Annotated in this window: 11 protein-coding genes; 6 read left to right on the top strand and 5 right to left on the bottom strand. The window is 65.0% G+C overall.

Annotated features, from left to right (window positions below; all coding sequences use genetic code 11):
- Positions 1–53 precede the first annotated feature (53 nt).
- Together rpoC and ACQR50_RS14980 are read left to right on the top strand one after the other, a co-directional pair.
- A complete protein-coding gene (gene rpoC / locus ACQR50_RS14985) occupies positions 54–4340 on the top strand; it encodes a DNA-directed RNA polymerase subunit beta' (protein WP_428968911.1) in 4287 nt (1428 codons plus the stop codon).
- A gap of 269 nt (positions 4341–4609) precedes the next feature.
- Positions 4610–4789: a hypothetical protein gene (locus ACQR50_RS14980; protein WP_428968910.1), complete on the top strand. Its 180-nt coding sequence runs from the start codon at positions 4610–4612 to the stop codon at positions 4787–4789.
- Between the two features lie 531 nt (positions 4790–5320).
- Here ACQR50_RS14980 and ACQR50_RS14975 read toward each other — a convergent pair.
- Positions 5321–7342, bottom strand: coding sequence for a hypothetical protein (locus ACQR50_RS14975; protein WP_428968909.1), 2022 nt, complete (start codon positions 7340–7342; stop codon positions 5321–5323).
- Between the two features lie 367 nt (positions 7343–7709).
- Here ACQR50_RS14975 and ACQR50_RS14970 point away from each other — a divergent pair, with 367 nt between their 5' ends.
- Entirely contained in the window at positions 7710–9344 is a 1635-nt protein-coding gene (locus tag ACQR50_RS14970; RefSeq protein ID WP_428968908.1) for a hypothetical protein, read from the top strand.
- Positions 9345–9395: 51 nt separating this feature from the next.
- Here ACQR50_RS14970 and ACQR50_RS14965 read toward each other — a convergent pair whose 3' ends face one another.
- The 3 genes from ACQR50_RS14965 to rplJ form a co-directional block, all read right to left on the bottom strand.
- Complete coding sequence (locus ACQR50_RS14965) at positions 9396–10823, bottom strand: diguanylate cyclase (RefSeq protein ID WP_428968907.1); 1428 nt, start codon at positions 10821–10823, stop codon at positions 9396–9398.
- 195 nt (positions 10824–11018) lie between these two features.
- Complete coding sequence (gene rplL / locus ACQR50_RS14960; protein WP_007403895.1) at positions 11019–11393, bottom strand: 50S ribosomal protein L7/L12; 375 nt, start codon at positions 11391–11393, stop codon at positions 11019–11021.
- Between the two features lie 69 nt (positions 11394–11462).
- A complete protein-coding gene (gene rplJ, locus ACQR50_RS14955; protein ID WP_056437177.1) occupies positions 11463–11984 on the bottom strand; it encodes a 50S ribosomal protein L10 in 522 nt (173 codons plus the stop codon).
- A gap of 440 nt (positions 11985–12424) precedes the next feature.
- Here rplJ and ACQR50_RS14950 point away from each other — a divergent pair, with 440 nt between their 5' ends.
- From ACQR50_RS14950 to ACQR50_RS14940, 3 genes are all read left to right on the top strand, one after another.
- Complete coding sequence (locus ACQR50_RS14950; RefSeq protein WP_428968906.1) at positions 12425–14905, top strand: alkaline phosphatase PhoX; 2481 nt, start codon at positions 12425–12427, stop codon at positions 14903–14905.
- Positions 14906–14998: 93 nt separating this feature from the next.
- Positions 14999–16087: a lactonase family protein gene (locus tag ACQR50_RS14945; RefSeq protein WP_428968905.1), complete on the top strand. Its 1089-nt coding sequence runs from the start codon at positions 14999–15001 to the stop codon at positions 16085–16087.
- Positions 16088–16364: 277 nt separating this feature from the next.
- Entirely contained in the window at positions 16365–17060 is a 696-nt protein-coding gene (locus tag ACQR50_RS14940; RefSeq protein WP_428968904.1) for an HPP family protein, read from the top strand.
- A gap of 117 nt (positions 17061–17177) precedes the next feature.
- On the opposite strand, the gene ACQR50_RS14935 is transcribed toward ACQR50_RS14940, so the two are convergent.
- Positions 17178–19535, bottom strand: a complete 2358-nt coding sequence (locus tag ACQR50_RS14935) for a TonB-dependent receptor (RefSeq protein WP_428968903.1) — start codon at positions 19533–19535, stop codon at positions 17178–17180.
- Positions 19536–19738 lie beyond the last annotated feature (203 nt).

Genomic DNA, 19738 nt, shown 5'->3' with positions numbered 1-19738 from the left:
CGGTGCCTTTCTCGCTCACCCGATGAATTTTCCCTCCCTGTGAGGAAAGCAAGATGAACGAACTGACCAACTTCGCCAATCCGGTGGCCAAGCCGGAAACCTTCGACCAGATTCAGATCGGCATCGCGTCGCCCGACAAGATCCGTTCCTGGTCGTTCGGCGAGATCAAGAAGCCCGAGACGATCAACTACCGCACGTTCAAGCCGGAACGTGACGGCCTGTTCTGCGCGCGCATCTTCGGTCCGATCAAGGATTACGAATGCTTGTGCGGCAAGTACAAGCGCATGAAGTACAAGGGCATCGTCTGCGAAAAGTGCGGTGTCGAAGTCACGGTGTCGAAGGTCCGCCGCGAGCGGATGGGCCATATCGAGCTGGCTGCACCCGTCGCGCACATCTGGTTCCTGAAGTCGCTGCCGAGCCGCATCGGCCTGCTGCTCGACATGCAGCTCAAGCAGCTCGAGCGCGTGCTGTACTTCGAAGCCTATATCGTCATCGAGCCGGGCCTGACCCCGCTGGAGAAGTATCAGCTTCTCACCGAGGACGAACTGCTCGACGCGCAGGATGAATATGGCGAGGACGCCTTCTCGGCCGGGATCGGCGCCGAGGCGGTCCGCATCATGCTCGAGAATCTCGACCTGGAAGGCGAGAAGGTCGCGCTGCTCGAAGAGCTGGCGACGACCAAGTCGGAGCTGAAGCCCAAGAAGATCATCAAGCGCCTGAAGGTCGTCGAGAGCTTCCTGGAATCGGGCAACCGTCCCGAATGGATGATCCTCGAAGTCATTCCGGTCATCCCACCCGAGCTTCGCCCGCTGGTGCCGCTGGACGGCGGTCGTTTCGCGACCTCGGACCTGAACGACCTGTATCGCCGCGTCATCAACCGCAACAACCGCCTGAAGCGCCTGATGGAGCTGCGTGCGCCGGACATCATCGTCCGCAACGAAAAGCGCATGTTGCAGGAAGCGGTCGACGCACTGTTCGACAACGGCCGTCGCGGCCGCACCATCACGGGTGCCAACAAGCGTCCGCTGAAGTCGCTGTCCGACATGCTGAAGGGCAAGCAGGGCCGCTTCCGTCAGAACCTTCTGGGTAAGCGCGTCGACTATTCGGGTCGTTCGGTCATCGTGACCGGTCCGGAGCTGAAGCTGCACCAGTGCGGCCTGCCGAAGAAGATGGCGCTCGAGCTGTTCAAGCCGTTCATCTACGCCCGTCTGGACGCCAAGGGTCTGTCGATGACCCTGAAGCAGGCCAAGAAGTGGGTCGAGAAGGAGCGCAAGGAAGTCTGGGACATCCTGGACGAGGTGATCCGCGAGCACCCGGTCATGCTGAACCGCGCGCCGACGCTTCACCGTCTGGGCATCCAGGCGTTCGAGCCGGTGCTGATCGAGGGCAAGGCGATCCAGCTTCACCCGCTGGTCTGCTCGGCGTTCAACGCCGACTTCGACGGCGACCAGATGGCCGTGCACGTTCCGCTGTCGCTCGAAGCGCAGCTGGAAGCGCGCGTCCTGATGATGTCGACCAACAACATCCTGTCGCCCGCCAACGGCAAGCCGATCATCGTGCCGTCGCAGGACATGGTGCTGGGCCTGTACTACCTCTCGCTCGAGAAGCAGAAGGAACCGGGCGAGGGCATGATGCTGGCGGACATGGAGGAGGTCCACCAGGCCCTCTTCGCCGGTGCCGTCACGCTGCACACCAAGATCATCAGCCGCGTTCCGCAGACCGATGAGAATGGCGAGCAGTACCTGAAGCGCTATGAGACCACGCCGGGTCGCATGCTGCTGGGCGAGTGCCTGCCGAAGAGCCACAAGGTGCCCTTCGACATCGTCAACCGCGTCCTGACCAAGAAGGACGTCGGCGAGGTGATCGACGAGGTGTATCGTCACACCGGCCAGAAGGAGACCGTGCTGTTCGCCGACGCGATCATGGCGCTGGGCTTCCGTCACGCGTTCCGTGCGGGCATCTCGTTCGGCAAGGACGACATGATCATCGCGCCGGACAAGGATCGTCTGGTCGATGAGACGCGCGAGCAGGTGAAGGACTTCGAGCAGCAGTATCAGGACGGCCTGATCACGCAGCAGGAGAAGTACAACAAGGTGATCGACGCCTGGAGCCGTTGCGGCGACCAGGTCGCGAACTCGATGATGAACGAGATCAAGGCGGTCCGGCATTATGAGGACGGCCCGATGGAAGGCCGCGAGAAGCCGATCAACTCGATCTACATGATGGCCCACTCGGGCGCGCGTGGTAGCCCCGCCCAGATCAAGCAGCTGGCAGGCATGCGCGGCCTGATGGCCAAGCCGTCGGGCGAGATCATCGAAACGCCGATCATCTCGAACTTCAAGGAAGGTCTGACCGTTCTTGAATACTTCAACTCGACCCACGGCGCGCGTAAGGGCCTGGCCGACACGGCACTGAAGACGGCGAACTCGGGTTACCTGACCCGCCGTCTGGTCGACGTCAGCCAGGACTGCGTCATCATCGAAGAGGATTGCGGCACGACCCGCGCCCTCGAGATGAAGGCGATCGTGCAGGGCGGTTCGACCATCGCCTCGCTCGGCGAGCGTATCCTGGGCCGCACCACGGCCGAGGACATCGTCAACGCCAAGACCGGCGAAGTCATCATCGCATCGGGCGTCCTGCTCGACGAGCCGATGGTGGCGCGGATCGAGGCGGCGAACACCCAGTCGGTCAAGATCCGCAGCCCGCTGGTCTGCGAATCGAAAGTCGGTGTCTGCGGCAAATGCTATGGCCGTGACCTCGCCCGCGGTACGCCGGTGAACATCGGCGAAGCGGTCGGCGTCATCGCGGCGCAGTCGATCGGTGAGCCGGGCACGCAGCTGACCATGCGTACCTTCCACATCGGTGGCGCGGCGCAGCTGAACGAGCAGTCGAACCTGGAAGCGGCGGTGGACGGTGTCGTCCAGTTCCGCGACCTGCGCTTGATCACCGACCAGCGCGGCCGCCGCGTGGTTCTCAGCCGTTCGGGTGAGATCGCGATCGTCGACATGGACGGCCGCGAGCTCTCGGTCGACCGTATCCCTTACGGTGCGTACGTCCTGTTCGACGATGGTCACATCGTGTCGAAGGGCGACCGGATGGCCGAGTGGGATCCGTTCACCATGCCGGTGATCACGGAAAACCCCGGTACGGTGAAGTTCCAGGACCTCATCGAGGGCAAGACCCTGACCGAGCAGGTCGACGAAGCCACGGGTATCGCCCAGCGCGTCGTCACCGAATATCGCGCCTCGACCAAGTCGAAGGAGGATCTGCGTCCGCGCATGACCCTGCTCGACGACAATTCGGGCGAGGCCGGTCGCTACATGCTGGCACCGGGTGCGACGCTCTCGGTCGAGGACGGGGCGCAGGTGCAGGGCGGTGACGTTCTGGCCCGTGTCGCGCGCGAATCGGCCAAGACCCGCGACATCACCGGCGGTCTGCCGCGCGTCGCCGAGCTGTTCGAGGCACGCGTTCCCAAGGACTCGGCGATCATCGCCAAGGTCTCGGGCCGTGTCGTGTTCGGCAAGGATTACAAGGCGAAGCGCAAGATCGGCATCCAGCCCGAGGATGGCGGCGAGGTCGTCGAGTATCTGGTGCCGAAGTCGAAGGTGATCGACGTTCAGGAAGGCGACTACGTCAAGCGTGGCGACAACCTGATCGGCGGCTCGCCCGATCCGCACGACATTCTGGAAACGATGGGCGTGGAGCCGCTGGCCGAATATCTGGTCAGCGAAATCCAGGAAGTCTATCGACTCCAGGGCGTGAAGATCAACGACAAGCACATCGAGACGATTGTTCGTCAGATGCTGCAGAAGGTCGAGATCACCGACGGCGGCGACACCACGCTGCTGAAGGGCGAGCAGGTCGATCGCGAGGAAATGGACGCGATCAACGACAAGCTCGACGCCAACCAGGTCCGCGCACAGGGCAAGCCCGTCCTGCTCGGCATCACCAAGGCGAGCCTGCAGACCCGCAGCTTCATCTCGGCGGCGTCGTTCCAGGAGACCACCCGCGTCCTCACCGAGGCGGCGGTCCAGGGCAAGCAGGACACGCTGATGGGCCTGAAGGAAAACGTCATCGTCGGCCGCCTGATCCCGGCGGGCACCGGTGCGGGCATGAACCGCCTGCGCGTGGCGGCTTCCAGCCGCGACGCGGCGCTCCGGGCGCAGCAGCGCAAGCTGGCCGAGGCGATCGTCGCACCGGTCAGCGCCGCCGAAGAGCGGGCTGCCGAGCAGGCGCGTTCGGCGCGTGACGCTGGCGGCACCGGCAACGATCCGCTGGCCGAGGTCGCCCCCTCGGGCCACGGCACGGACGCCGATGCCGGTGAGTATCTGAACGACTGATCCGACTAACGGATTGGAATCAAAAGGGCCGCCGTCCGGGCAACCGGGCGGCGGCTTTTTACCGCCAGCGACATGGATATGTGATCTGAAGCAGGCCCCGGTTCCCGGCCATAATTTGTAACAGGAAAAACGACGGTTTTGCGCCGAATGGAGGGCGCGTAAGGCCGGATGCAGGAACCGAAAGGCCCTCCCAACCATATACGAATATTGGAGAAGATCCCGGAGATGCGCGGGTTATTGGTGCATCGCCGGGACCCTGGAGACCTGAAATGACGTCGCCTGAGATTGACGAAGACTATTTCTATCAGCGTGCCGAAACCGAACTCGAACTGGCCCAGAAGGCGACCCACCCCGCCGCGGTTCGAGCGCATTACATCATCGCCAACCACTATCTCGACCGGGTGTACAGCCAGCCGGATGCCAATGCGGTGGTCGAGGCGGCGGAGTAAGCTCGTCGCCGATCAAGTTAGAGATTTGAATGCGTTGGAGCCGCCTCGACCGTTACCGGTCGGGGCGGTTTTGCTGTGCGCTGCGGGGTGCCGGTCGACGTGGAAATTGGCTCGATTGCCGTAGTGCCCTGGCCATCACGAACTTTCGCGACCGCCTTTTCTGCCACCCCATTTACTCCTCCCCGACGAAGGCCGGGGTCCAGTTGCAAAGCAGTTGGAAGAATTCACCCACAGTTCCCGGACTGGATCCCGGCCTTCGCCGGGATGGCGTGACCTGTGTTTTTACGCGCACACGCAGCTCGTCTCATTCCTCCCCTGGAAGGGGAGGGGGACCAGCAAAGCTGGTGGAGGGGTGTAGCCCTATCGAGGGCGGGGCACCCCTCCGTCAGCGCAGCGCGCTGCCACTTCCCCTTGCAGGGGAGGAATGAGGGGAAAGACAGCCTTGCGCCCCGTTCCCCTCCGCCCCCCAAACGAAAAAAAGGCGGGCCGTTTCCGACCCGCCTCTCCATCCTTGGACGATGGCCGTCCCGATCAGATCAGGACGATATCGCTCGCCGCCAGATCGACATGGTTGGACAGCGCCGCGAGGATCACGAAGGCCTCCTGGCCGCCGACGCCATCGGGATCGTACAGCAGATGGCCCTTCTTGGCGTTGTAGATCAGATGCTGGTCCGCCGTCGTCGCGGCGGCGCCGAAGGTCAGTTCGCCGAAGTCCAGGCGGCCCAGGCCATATTGGGCCAGTGCGGTGAAGACCTTGGTGTCGATCTGCAGCGTATCGATGCCCGTCTCGAAATCCTTGATCTGGTCGTGCCCGCCGTCCGGCTTGGTCGTAGACAGGATGAAGGTGTCGGCACCTTCGCCACCGATCAGCACGTTCTTGCCCGCGCCACCGTTGAGCACGTCGTTGCCGCGCCCGCCGATCAGCAGGTCGTCGGTCGTGCCGCCCAGGATGATGTCGTTGCCGTCGCCACCCGCCAGCTTCAGCGAGCCGGTGGCCGTCAGGCTCGACAAGTCGATGACGTCGTCGCCCCCCTGGCCCAGGATCTGGCCCGACGCGGTTTCGAAATTGACGAAGCTGGCCTTCACCGTGCCGCTCATCACCACGTCGAAGTTCAGCGCATCCGTGCCCGCACCACCATCGACGCGCTGGACGCTGGTCAGGTCGCCGGTCCAGTTCGCGACATCGTCACCGGCCCCCAGGCTGACATCGCCCTTGATCGATCCGGCGTTGTTCAGCACGTCATTGCCTGCATCGGTCGAGACGTTGCCGACGATGCTGCCCTTGTTGGTGATCGTGTCGGCCTTGTCGCCGATGATGGTGATCGCCGCTGCGCCATTGCCGGCGACGATCGAACCATCGGCTTCGTTGGTCAGGGCCAGCGCCGCGAAGGCCGCGCCGCCATGGCCATTGTCGACGGTGATCGCGCGCTGCTCGCTGACGATCTGGCCGCTGTTGACGACGGTGCCGCCGCCGATCGCCAGCGCTTCGTTGAAGCCGTCGCCGCCCAGATACTTGCCGACCGCCTGGATCGTCCCCGCATTGGTCAGGTCGATCAGGCCGTCGACGTCGATCCCGTCGCCGTCCTTGGTGGCGGTCGCGGTGCCCGTAATCACGCCATGGGCGGTGTTGACGATCTTGGTGACGGTCGAGGACGCCGTGTCCAGATTGATGCCCGAACCCTGCTTGCCCAGGATCGTGCCGTCATTGGTGATGCCGATCGACTGCGTGCCGGTGATGCCATGACGTGCACCGGTGATCGTGCCGCCCGCGTAATTGTCCACCGTCACGCCGATGTTGGACTGGGCATCGATGCCGTCATTGCCCGAGGAGTTGCGGGTGCCGTTGCGAGCTTCGATCACACCGGAATTGGCGATCTGCGTATAGGCGCTGGTGCGGATGGCGTCGGCGTCGGCGGACTGGATCACGCCGGTCTTGCCGTTGGTGATCTGGACATGGCCCGCTTCGGTGACGCGCACATCGCCCAGATCGATCGCCTGACCGTTCTGGCCGCCGGTGCCGGTCGTTTCAAGTCGACCATTGTTGGTGATCGCGATCACGCCGGTGAAGACGGTGCCGGTGTTCGCGGAGGTCAGGCGGATGGTGTCGCCCTGGCTCTTGATGACGCCGCACTGCGCATTGGTCAGCGTGAATTGGGACAGGTCGCTATATTCCTGGATGTTCACGCCGCGCCCGCCGGTGGTGCTCATCGTGCCGCAATTGTCGACCGTCGCGGAGCCGCCCTTCAGCGTGGTGCGGACCCGGAAGATGTCGTCCCCGGCCGTGATCGAACCCGAATTGCAGACCACGATATTCTGGTCGGCGCTGGTCAGGAAGCTATGGGCGGGGGACCAGAGGGTGTCGATCGCCACGTCGCGCGCCGCAATCTCGCCCCTGTTGTTCAGGGTCGCGTCGTTCGACGAGCCGATCAGCTTGAAATACACGGCCGTGGAGGTCACCGGCGTGAGCCTGCCCCGCGCGCTGACGGTGTCCGTTTCGCCGCCATAGACGAAGAGCGGGGCATACCAGTTTCTGGAAACCGTAAAGTCCGTCATGATCGTTTCTCCCGTGACCCCCCTGTGGGCCGTATGACGGGGCGAGGGCTATGACGGGTTCATGACGCTTTCAATCATAGCGCCGAAGAGTGATCGTCCCGAACAGTCCCATGCGTCTCGAATTGAAGCAGTGATGAATCGCTGTCCAATATTGGGATGTGGTGGCGGCTCGTTCGATTCTTTCTCACTTCAACATGTTCGTTTGTTTGGTGAAATGAGATTATACACCGCTTTGGTGAACTTATCCCCGCTCGACAGGAGCGTGTCGACGACATAGGCGGACCCCATGAGTCCAGCCCCTATTCGCTGCCGCCGCAAGATTGCCTGGCATGACGTTTTCGTCATTTCCCTGGCTTATCTGCTGGCAATGCTGATCTTTTTCCGCGTGCCGATCGCCAGCGGGTTCGATCTGGGATTCGGCGAGCGTGGCGATGCGCTGATCGAGATGACCATTCTCGAACATTGGCGCAATGTCTGGTCGGGGGTGTCGTCATGGAACAGCGGATTCTACTTCCACCCTTATGGCGGGACGCTGGGCTATAATGACGGCTATTTCCTCTATGGCATCGTCTACAGCCTGTGGCGGCTGGTCGCCGACCCCTTTCACGCCGACACGCTGAACATCCTGACCTTCAAGACGATCGGCTTTTTTGCCGCCTATGCCCTGGTCGCGCGCACCCTGCGCTGGGGGCGGGGGGCGGCCGTCCTGGTCGCGCTGCTCTGGACGATCGCCAGCAACATCCATCTGCAAGCGGTCCATGCCCAGTTGCAGAGCGTGGCGCTGCTCCCCCTCGCGATGATGCTGGCGATGGCTTGCGTCCGGGCGGAAGGCGCGGGGCGGCATGGTGCGGCGCGGGTGCGGGCGGCGGGCTTGGCCGCGCTGATGGCGGCGTGGCTGATGACCTCTTACTACATGGCCTGGTTCACCATCTTTTCGGCCTGCCTGTTCCTGCTGTGCTGGGGCGTGATGACCGGGCAGGCACGGCCCGCCGCCGCCTTTGCGCTGGTTCGCCGTCATGCCGGGACGATCGCGGTCGGCGTCGCGGCCTTTGCCGTCCTGATCCTGCCTTTCCTGATCGTCTATCTGCCCAAGATGCGCGAGACGGGGGGCGAGGGGCTGGAGGACATGCTCGGCTATCTCGTCACGCCGGTCATCGACATGGTGAATGTGGGCCCGGGCAATTATATATGGGGCAGGCTGTTCGCGCCGCTCCATGCGCTGGTCCATCATCTGCTGCCCGACGATCCCGACCTGCCGCGCCGGGTGCTGGGCGGCGAGCATGAGGCGGGGTTTCCGCTGCTGATGGTCGCGCTGCTGCTGGTCGCGGCCTGGCGGATCGTGGTGCGGAAACGGGTGGGCCAGGCCGAGGCGCCGGTGACGTTGCGCGCCTTCACCCTGGCCATGATGGTCGCCTGGGTCCTGACCCTGCAATTCTGGTACGCCTCGCCCTGGCTGCTCGTGTTCGAGCTGGTGCCGGGCGCCAAGGGGTTGCGCACCGTCTCTCGCTATCAGCTGTGGCTGACCCTGCCGTTCCTGCTCATCATCGTGGCGGGCTGGCGGGCGCAGGCGGCGCGGTTGCGGGCGGAACGCCCGGCCTGGGCGGCGGCGATCGTCGCTTTGCTGGTCGCCGAGAATCTCAGCGCCGAGACGCCCGCCCAGTTCAGCCGTGCCGAGCATCGTACCGCCCTGTTCGCGATTCCGCGGCCGCCGCGCGACTGCCGCGTGTTCTACGTCACCGCGTCGCGCGGGAGCGAGCCGCTCTACATCAGCGAGGAACTGCACAAGCTCTATCCCCACAATGTCGACGGCATGTTCCTGGCCGAGCTGTGGCGGGTGCCGACGATCAACGGCTTCTCGACCTTCAATCCGCCCGACTGGAATTTCGGCGATCCACTGGCGGCGGATTATGATGCGCGGGTGGCGGCCTATGCGCGGCGGCACGGGCTGCGCGACGTCTGTGGGCTCGACGTGCGACGGGCTCAGCCTTGGGTTCGCGCCTGACCGGTCGCGGGTCAATAGACACGATACGCGCCGTCCTCGTTCCGAACGGGGTCAGGCCGGGGCAGCCGACCTCATGCCGTTCCGGCCGTCGCGCTTGGCCTCGTACAGCGCCCGATCGGCTTGGGCGAGGATTTGCTCCAGCGGCTCGTGCCCCTCGAAACAGACGATGCCGACGCTGATGGCGACCATCACGCTCGTCCCGTCATCGGCGGTGAGGGGATATTGCCGCAAGGCGGATTGAATGCGCGTGCAGATCTCCTCACCGGTGCGATGGGGCTCGTCATGCAGGATCATCAGGAACTCGTCGCCGCCGAGCCGGGCAAGCAGATCGTCCGCCCGCGTATTCGCACGCATCGTCGAGGCAATGTGGCGAAGCACCCGATCGCCGAACGGATGGCCCCAGCGATCGTTGATGCCCTTGAAGCGATCGACATCCACCGCAACACAGCAAAAGCCGGTGTTCCGATCGGCAATCAGCGGCGGGAACCGACGCATGAAGCCCCGCCGGTTGAACAGCCCGGTCAGCATGTCGGTTGCTGCCTCGGCATCCGCTTCCGCCGCACGCGCCGCGAGTTCCTGGGCCAGCCGGTTGCGTTCGGAAATCTCGGCGGCGACGGGCAGGCACGTCAGCAGCATGACCGCCAGGAAGGTCTGGAACAGGTGCGCCTTCATCTGCGGATCGGTCGCGACCATGGCGATGGGGCCGTGGCCCGCCGTCGTGGCTAGTGCCCCGATCACGGCGACCATCATGACCGCCATCTTCGTCCCAAGCGGTCCGACGCGGAAGGTGATCAGGATAACCGGCGCATAGATGAGGAACAGGGCCGGTAGCTCGGCGACGACGAAGACCAGATAGGCAATCGCAGCGACGAGTCCGAGATAACCGAGCGCCTGGACGCGCTGCAGCCCCGTCTTGCTGCGCAAGCAGTCGGCCAGTTGGCCGTTGAAGATCGACAGGAACACAGGGGTGAAGACGAGCAGGCCCAGGCTGTCGCTGACGAACCATGTGCGAAAGGCGAGGAGGAAGTGCTGCTGATATACGAGCATTGCCGCGCCTGCGCCGAGCAGGCCGCTGATCAGGGGGGCGATGACCCCGGCCGCCAGGATGAAGCGCAGCAGGGCACCGGTGGAGCGCAATAGATCGAACGCGTTCAGCCGTCCCCGTATCAACAGAGTCGCGACCGCGACCTCCGATCCGTTCGCCAGGCTCAGGAGCAGCGGGCCCGTGATCGTCCCCCGGGTCAGCCAGTTGGCCAGGAGATTGCCGATCAGTCCGGCACTGAGGACCGTAATCCAGCGCGGCCGCGAATACAGGAGCAGAAGGGCCAGCAGGACGGCATTGGCGGGCCACACCGTCGCGATCGTCTTGCCGTCGCTCGTCAGATAGACGGTCGATGCCGCGCACAGAAAGTGCAGCGTCGCGGCCACGAGCCATGTGAAGCTCAATTCCGCGCTGGAAGGCGCGTCGTCTTGTTCCATCGGTCCAATGTGCCCAAACTACCCCGATTCGGGCAAGATGCCCTAACTCTCAATGCTTTCCAGATGGTGCATCGCGGCACGTCGCCCATCCGGATCTGCCCTTTTCCAAAAGAAAAGGGCGACCCCCGAAGGGGCCGCCCTTAACTTTAGCTCGCCAAGCGAACGGGTGCGAAAGGTTGCCCTTTCGCAGTCCGATTACTTGAGCTCGACGGTCGCGCCGGCTTCTTCGAGCTGCTTCTTGATCTTCTCGGCCTCGTCCTTGGCAATGCCTTCCTTGACGGGCTTCGGAGCGCCTTCGACCAGCGCCTTGGCTTCGGTCAGGCCCAGGCCGGTGATCGCGCGGACTTCCTTGATGACGTTGATCTTCTTGCCACCGTCGCCGGTGAGGATCACGTCGAATTCGGTCTTCTCTTCAGCGGCCGGAGCAGCAGCGCCGCCGGCAGCAGGAGCCGCGGCAACAGCAGCGGCGGCCGAGACGCCCCACTTCTCTTCGAGCATCTTCGAGAGCTCAGCGGCCTCGAGGACGGTCAGCTCGCTCAGCTGGTCAACCAGCGCGTTCAGGTCTGCCATGTTCTTATCTCCAATACGGGCCGGGTAAAATGGCCCGAGTGTGTCAGTTCAATCGTGTTCGCCCGAAGATCAGGCGGCTTCCTTGTCCTTGTCGGCATAAGCCGCGAGGACGCGGGCGATCTGCGCCGCGGGAGCCTGGGTGATGGTGGCCAGCTTGGTCGCCGGAGCGACGATAAGACCAACCAGCTTCGCCCGGAGCTCGTCCAGCGAGGGCAGAGTCGCCAGCGCCTGCACGCCTGCGACATCAAGGACGTTCGCACCCATCGATCCGCCGACGATCTCGAACTTGTCGGTCGTCTTGGCGAAATCCACGGCCACCTTGGCGGCGGCCACGGGATCGATCGAGCTGGCAATGCCGACGGGACCCGTCAGCATGTCAGCGACACCGGCATAGTCGGTGCCCTGGGCTGCGATCTTGGCAAGCCGGTTCTTCGAGACCTTGTAGGTCGCGCCGGCTTCCCGCATCTTCGTGCGCAGGGCCGTCGACTGGGCGACGGTCATGCCGTGGTTGCGGGTGATGACCACCACGCCAACCTCGTTGAAGTTGCGGTTCAGTTCGGCGACGGCCTGGCTCTTTTGATCGCGATCCATGCCATTCTCCATGGTTGGAACGACCGCGAACGGTCATCCCGGTTGCTTGACCGGGGGGTGAAACCACCCCTCGGGGTGTCCAGCGATGGGGAATGGGCAACCGACGCGTGAGAAACGCGGGGCAGACCGGGCGGGACCAGCGAGTGGCACGACCGGCAAAATCCTTTTCCCCGTCTCGGCAGGAGATTAAGCCAAGGCATATTCCCCGGCACCTGCTGTCTTGGACGGAATCCGAACGGGCAAGCCCATCCGGATGCGGGGCTGCCCCTACGAGGATCGAGGACGCGAGTCAAGCAATCCCGTCGCATGACGTGTGTGTCATGTTTCAGTCATGCATCGGTCACCGACATGACGCCGAAATGAAGCGTGCATGACTTGGTTCGGCGGCAAAGCGCCCCTGCTTACCGCAGCGCTTCCTGCGCGGTATCGGGGGAAATTCCATGTCGGATATCAACAACATGGTCGCCTATGACGATGGCGACATCGACACCAACCGCTCCGCCAACGCGCATATGAGCGACCTGATCGCCACCCGCCTGTCGCGCCGCCAGACGCTGCGCCATGGTGTGTCGGCGATGACCACCGCGCTGTTCGGCGGTGCGCTGCTGGCCGGTTGCGACGACGAGAATCCGCAGGCGGTCACCGCTACGGCGGCGGGCAGCACCGCCAGCGTCGCGGCGGGCCGTCCCGTCACGCTGACCGGCACCGTCGGCAGCGGCCAGGTCGCCAATGTGAACTGGAGCCAGACGGCAGGCCCGTCCGTCACGCTGACCAATGCCAACCAGCTGGTCGCCTCGTTCCGCGCACCCGCCGTGGCGACCGCGACGCAGCTGGCGTTCAAGCTGGAGATCACCAGCCGCGACGGTCTGGTCACCAACAACACGGTGACGGTCACCGTCACGCCGATCACGCTCGACTTCACCGCCGTGCCGCACAGCCTGGCCGATATCGTGACCGTCCCCTCGGGCTATAGCGTGACCGTGCTCTATCGCCTGGGCGATCCGATCAGCAGCGCCGTCCCGGCCTTTGCCAATAACGGCAACGACACCAATTTCGCACAGCGCGCGGGCGACCATCATGACGGCATGAGCTATTTCGGCCTGTCCTCGTCGGGCGCCAATCCGGACCCGAACAGCAGCACGCGCGGCCTGCTGGTCCTCAACCACGAGAATATCACTCAGCTCTATCTCCACGCCAACGGCCCGACGCCCAGCCCGCGTCCCGAATCCGAGGCGATCAAGGAGATCGAGTGCCACGGCGTCTCGGTGGTCGAGGTCACCCGCGCCAACGGCGCCTGGGCCTATGTCCAGAGCTCGTCGCTGAACCGTCGCATCACGCCCAACACCCCGATGGCCTTCAGCGGCCCGGTCAAGGGCAATGCCTGGCTGAAGACCGCCTATTCGGCCGACGGCACGATGGGGCGCGGCACCATCAACAACTGCGCCAACGGCACGATGGCGTGGAACACGTACCTGACCAACGAAGAGAATTGGGCGGGTTATTTCCGCCGCACCGCCGGTGACGCGGCGGTCCGCACCGCGACCACGGCCAGGCAGAATGTCTCGCTGGCCCGCTATGGCATCAGCGAGGGGCGCTCGGGCAATTATGGCTGGACCACGGTCACGCCGTCGGATGCGTCGAGCACTGTCTTCCGCCGCTGGAACGCGACCGCCAATGCCGCGCTGGCCGCGGATGGCACCGCCGACTTCCGGCACGAGCCGTTTCAGTTCGGCTGGGTGGTCGAGATCGATCCGTTCAACCCGAATTCGACCCCGCGCAAGCGCACCGCGCTGGGCCGCATGAACCACGAAGGCTGCCAGAGCGGCCGGATGATCGCGGGCGTCCGTCCGGCCTTCTACATGGGCGACGACGCGCAGAACGAATATATCTACAAGTTCGTCTCGACGAGGCCGTGGAATGCCTCGGACGCCAGCGCCAGCGATCGCCTGGCGGTCGGGGACAAATATCTGGACAACGGCACGCTCTATGTCGCGAAATTCAACGCGGACGGCACCGGACTGTGGATGCCGCTGGTCTTCGGCCAGAACGGGCTGAACGCCTCGAACAGCGTCTATCCCTTCGCGGATCAGGCCGATGTCCTGATCAACACCCGTCTGGCCGCCGACGTGCTGGGCGCGACCAAGATGGACCGGCCGGAATGGACCGCCGTCAATCCGGCGACCGGCGAGATGTACTGCACCCTGACCAACAACGCCTCGCGCCGCCCGGTCGCCTCGGGCAATCTGACCGGCGTCGATGCGGCCAATCCGCGCGCCTATGTCGATGCACCCTCGACCTCGGTCGGCAACCGCAACGGCCATATCATCCGTATCCGCGAGACCAACGACACGACCGAGGCGACCAGCTTCACCTGGGACGTCTATGCCTTCGGTGCGGGGGCGGACCTGGATCCGACCAACATCAACCTGTCGGGGCTGGACGCGACCAACGACTTCTCGTCGCCCGACGGCCTGTGGTTCAGCCTGCCGAGCAATGTCGCCGGGCAGGCGACGCCGGTGATGTGGATCCAGACCGATGACGGCGCCTTCACCGACGTCACCAACTGCATGATGCTGGCCGCGATCCCCGGCCGGGTCGGCGATGGCGGCACCCGCTCGGTCACGAGCAGCGCGGGCGGATCGAGCGCGACCGTCACCACGCGGATCGGCAAGGCGCCGGGCGTCACGCTGAAGCGCTTCCTGGTCGGCCCGAAACAGTGCGAGATCACCGGCATCCACTCGACGCCGGACGGCACCTCGGTGTTCGTCAACATCCAGCATCCGGGCGAGGACGCCAGCACCCCGTCCGCGCCGACCAGCAACTGGCCGGACAGCCAGGGCGGTTCGGCCTCCGCGACCATCCGTCCGCGCTCGGCCACCATCGTCATCACCAAGAATGACGGCGGCGTGGTCGCGATCTGATCGATTGATCGCATCGTGAGCCCGGAGGGGGCGGGAAGGTCATTGCCTTCCCGCCCCCTTTGCCGTTCAACGCTGCCCTTGAAAGGAATGGGCATGACGACGACACGGCGCGAGGTGGTGGTTGGCGCAGCGGTGATGGGGCTGGGCGCGGCTGTCCCGGCCGTGGCCCGGGTGCCGGGGCGCGACGGGCTGATCGCGGGCACCTATGCCAATGAGGGTGGCAAGGGGCTCTATCCGATCGTCGATGGGCGCGTCGGACAGCCGGTGTCGGGGATCGTCAACGCCTCGTACGGCGTGGGCGGCGGGCCGGACGGCACCTTCTATCTGCTGCGCGAACAGGCGGATGGCCGCGTGAGCGGCTATGGCCCGGACTGGACCGCGCGGGGCGGTGCTTCGACCGGCGGGGCGGACCCGTGTCATGTCGGGATCGACCGGGCTTCGGCCTGCCTGGCCGTCGCCAATTATTCCAGCGGCTCGGTCGCCTTCTATCGGCTCGACCGTCGAACCGGCGCGACCGGCCCGGCCCAGGTCTTCCAGCACCATGGCCACGGACCCAATAGCGAGCGTCAGGCCGGGCCGCACGCGCATTGGGTGGGGTTCAGCCCCGACCGGCGCTGGCTGCATGCGGTCGATCTGGGGGCGGATTCGATCTTCGCCTATCGCTTCGACCCCGCCGCACGCACGCTGGCCGAGCCGGTGGTCGCATGGTCCGCGCCCGCCGGGGCAGGCCCGCGCCACATGGTCCGCCACCCGACCCTGCCGCGCGCCTATCTCGCCTGTGAGCTGACGCCGAAGCTGTTCGTCCTCGATGCGCTGCCCGATGGGCGTTTTCGAGACGCAGGCGAGCACGCGCTGCTCCCCGAGGGCACGAAGGGGCCATCCTATGCCGCGCATATCGCGATCGATCGGGCGGGGCGGACGCTCTATGTGTCCAATCGCGGCGCGAACAGCATTTCCGTCTTTGCGCTGGATGCGAAGGGCGAGCCCCGGCTGGTGCAGCATGTCCCGACCGGCGGGAATTGGCCACGCTTCTTTCTGCTGCGCAAGGGGCGGGGGGAGATGCTGGTGGCGAACGAGCGTTCGGGTACGGTCGACGCCTTCCGCATCGGTCGGGACGGCCACCTGACCGCGACCGGCCGGAGCATCGCCATTCCGGGCGTGGTGTTCCTGGCCGAGGTCTGACACGCCCGGACCTCACGACCGTCCGCTCCCCTCCCGTAAACGGGAGGGGATGGGGGAGGGTAATGTGTCTCACCGAGACCATCGCTTGCGGCTCAGTCCCCACCCCAAACCCAGTTTCAGGTAAACGATGCCCCGCATCGTTTACCTGAAACTCCCCTGCCGGGAGGAGGGGCTTCGCGCCAGGTTTCGCGGGTATCGCATCACGTTATTGACGGTGGCCAGGCGTGCGGTCCGCGGTTAATCCCGAACCTTTCCATCCGAAACAGCCAAAGATTTCATGCGCTTTTTCCAACCCTTGCTCGCCGGAGCAACCCTGTCCGGCCGTCTGCTCGCCTGTGTCGGAGCGGTCATCGGGATCGCGCTGACCATCATCGTCTGTGGCGGTCTGCCGCCGCTCGGTCCCGATCTGCCGATCATCGTCGCGCCCCTGGGGGCCTCGGCGGTGCTCGTCTTCGCCGTGCCCGCCAGTCCGCTGGCCCAGCCCTGGTCGGTGGTCGGGGGCAATGTCCTGTCGACGCTGGTCGGGGTGGCGATGTTTCAGGCGATCCCGTCGCTGCCCTTGGCGGCCGGATGCGCGGTCGGGGGTGCCATCCTGGTCATGTCGCTGGCGCGCTGCCTGCATCCGCCGGGCGGCGCGGCGGCACTGACCGCCGTGATCGGCAGTCAGGGCATCCATGCGGCCGGCTTTTCCTTTGCCTTTGCGCCGGTCGCGATCAACTCGATCGCGCTGGTGGCGCTCGGCATGTTCTTCCACCGCGCGACGGGGCGCAGCTATCCGCACGAACCCGCGCTCGCCCCGCCGGTCGGCGACGCTTCGCGCATCCGGGCGGAGGATATCGACGCTGCGCTGGACGACATGCACGAGAGCTTCGACATCGCGCGCGAGGACCTGGATATGCTGCTCGCCCATGCCGAACGCCATGCGCGGGCAAGGGGCGCGTCCGGGCGTCTGCGGATCCTGCGGCGCGGATAGGGGCGTGGCCCTCGACCGCGCTCAGGCGGAACGGAGGGTGGGGCGTTCACGTCGCGCAGGAAAAAGCCCGCCCCTCAGTCTGAGGGACGGGCCTTTCCCATCACATGATCAAGGCGATCAGCGATACTTGCCGGTGAACGACACGCCGATGATGCGCGGTTCGTTGAACACGGCCGCCATATAGTTCTCGATCACGCCCTTGAGGTTCTTCTCGTTCGTGATGTTGCGGGCAAAGACCGACAGGCTCCAGTCGTCGTTCGGCGCGGAATAGCCGATGCTCAGGCCGCCCTCGAAATTGCCGTTCGAGGTGAACTCCTTGGTCCGGTACAGGACGAAGTTCGTATACCCTTGCAGGTTCCAGTCGGTCGCGATGAACGCCTTGCCGCCATCCGCCAGCGGCATGTCGTACTTGGCCGCCAGGTTGACATTGTACTCCGGCGCGTTGGGCAGCGGGTTGCCGTCGATCTGCGCGAAGAAGGCGGGGGCGCCGAACACCGTGCGGGTGACATACGGATCGAGCACGGTGCAGACCTGGACGCCGTTCAGACCGCAGGTCTGGGCGAACACGCGCTTGTCGCGGATTTCCGAGTGCAGCAGACTGACACCCGCCGACAGCGCCAGGTTGCGCACCGGCAACCACTGCGCATCGGCTTCCATGCCGTAGGCGACCGCCTTGTCGGCGTTGAACAGCACGCCGTTGCCGTCCGAGTCATTGCCGTTCAGCTGGATACCCTTCACGCGGTACGCAAAGGCGGCGGCGTTCAAGCGCAGCGTGTTGTCGAACAGCTTCGACTTGAAGCCGGTTTCGAACGACAGGTTGGTTTCCGAGTTCGCGGTGGTGAAGTCCGAATTGAACACCGCCGAGCGACCCTGGATGGTCGGGCCACGGAAGCCCTGTGCCGCACGGACATAGACGTTCAGGTTCGGATTGACCTCATACATGGCCGACAGGTCCCAGCTGGGCTGGGTGTCCGACAGGCGCACGTCGCGGCGGCCGCGATAGACCACGCCGCCATCGGGCCGACCCGGCGCCTTGAGCAGCTGGGTGCGCTTGGTGTCCTCGCTGATCCGGCCACCGGCGGTCAGGGTCAGGCGGTCGGTGGCCTGATAGCTGACCTGCCCGAACACGCCCCAGGAGGTGTTGACGTTGTGCAGGCGGACCCAGTTGTCCGGGTTGTTGGTGTTCGGGCTGCCGGGCGCGGCCGGATTGTAGGCGGGCAGCAGGAAGAAGCGGCGCTGATAGAAGTCGGTGACGTCGCGGCTGTCGAAATAGATGCCGCCGACCTGCCACTTGAACGCGCCGGTCCCGGTCGAGGCGAGGCGGACTTCCTGCGTCCACTGGTCGAGACCCCGGACCTGACCCAGGCTCAGGCCATAGCCGTTGGGCTGGCCATTGAACGGGAAGTTCGCGGCCGCGCCGCCATCGGTGTCGCCCTTGCTGAAACCGGCCGTGGTTTCATAGGCGGTGATCGAGGTCAGCTCGGCCGGTCCCAAATCCCAGGCGGCGCGCAGCGAGGCACCTTGCGTGTCATAGGACTGCGGATTGCCCTGACCCTCGTCATAGGCGACGCGGTCGCGCGGCTCGGCCGACACGTCGCGCGAACCCTTCTTCAGCGCGCCGCGATGGAACAGCGTCGAGGTGCCGTCATACCAGCGTGCATGGCCCGACAGGTTGAACGACAGCGTGTCGGTCGGCGTCAGGAGCAGCTGAAGGCGCACGTCGCGCTCGGTGAAGCCGCCCATGGCGTTGTTCTTCGGGGTCAGCGTGCCGTCCAGGCTGGTGCCCGCATAGGTGTTGTCGACCCAGTTGTCGCGGTGCTGCACCAGCGCCGACAGGCGGAAGGCCAGCACGTCGCGGATCAACGGGCCGCCGACACCGGCATCCATGCTGATCGTGTTGTAGCTGCCGATCGAGGCGGTGGCGCGGCTCTGGAAGCTCTGCGTCGGCTTGATCGTGTCGAACTTGATGATGCCCGCGGTCGTGTTGCGACCGAACAGCGAACCCTGCGGCCCGCGCAGCACCTCGACCTGGTCGACGTCGAAGATCGGGTTCGACTTCAGCACGACATGCTCCAGGACCACATCGTCCTGGATGATCGACACGGGCTGCGACGCGCCCAGATAGAAGTCGATATTGCCGAGGCCGCGAATATAGAAGCGCGGGAAGATGCGGCCGGTGGTCGTCTCGGCATACAGGCCGGGCACGCGGCCCGACAGCGCCAGTATGTCCTCACCGCCCTGCTGGAAGGTGCGCAGGTTCGACCCGCTGACCACGCCGACCGACACCGGCACGCGGTTCAGGCTTTCCGAACGGCGCTCGGCGGTGACGACGACGTCGCCCAGGCCCTGCTGCTCGTCCGTCGCGGCGGTGGTGGCCGCGCCCTGGTCGGCGGCAGTCTGTGCGATGGCCGGTGCAGCCGCCAGCGTTCCCCACGCAGCGCCCAGCAGCGCCGCGGTCTTGATAACCGAATTCATATAGTCCCCACGCTCCGGCGGGCGGTTCATGCCGCCCGACTGATTAGATTCTCCCGGTAGGACGGGCGGTTAGAGGCGCATTATGGCGCTCGCGTGACAGAGGTGGTGCGGAAAAACCACAATGGCTCATGAATTTACGATCGGCCACGGCCAGGGCCCAACCGCCATGGCATGGCCGCTCTGGACCCTGTTGTCACAGAGTT

This window comes from Sphingomonas sp. Xoc002 (genome assembly GCF_050408055.1).
Taxonomy (GTDB): domain Bacteria; phylum Pseudomonadota; class Alphaproteobacteria; order Sphingomonadales; family Sphingomonadaceae; genus Sphingomonas; species Sphingomonas yabuuchiae.
Note: the sequence above shows the minus strand (reverse complement) of the source record. Positions and strands in the feature narration are given on the sequence as shown.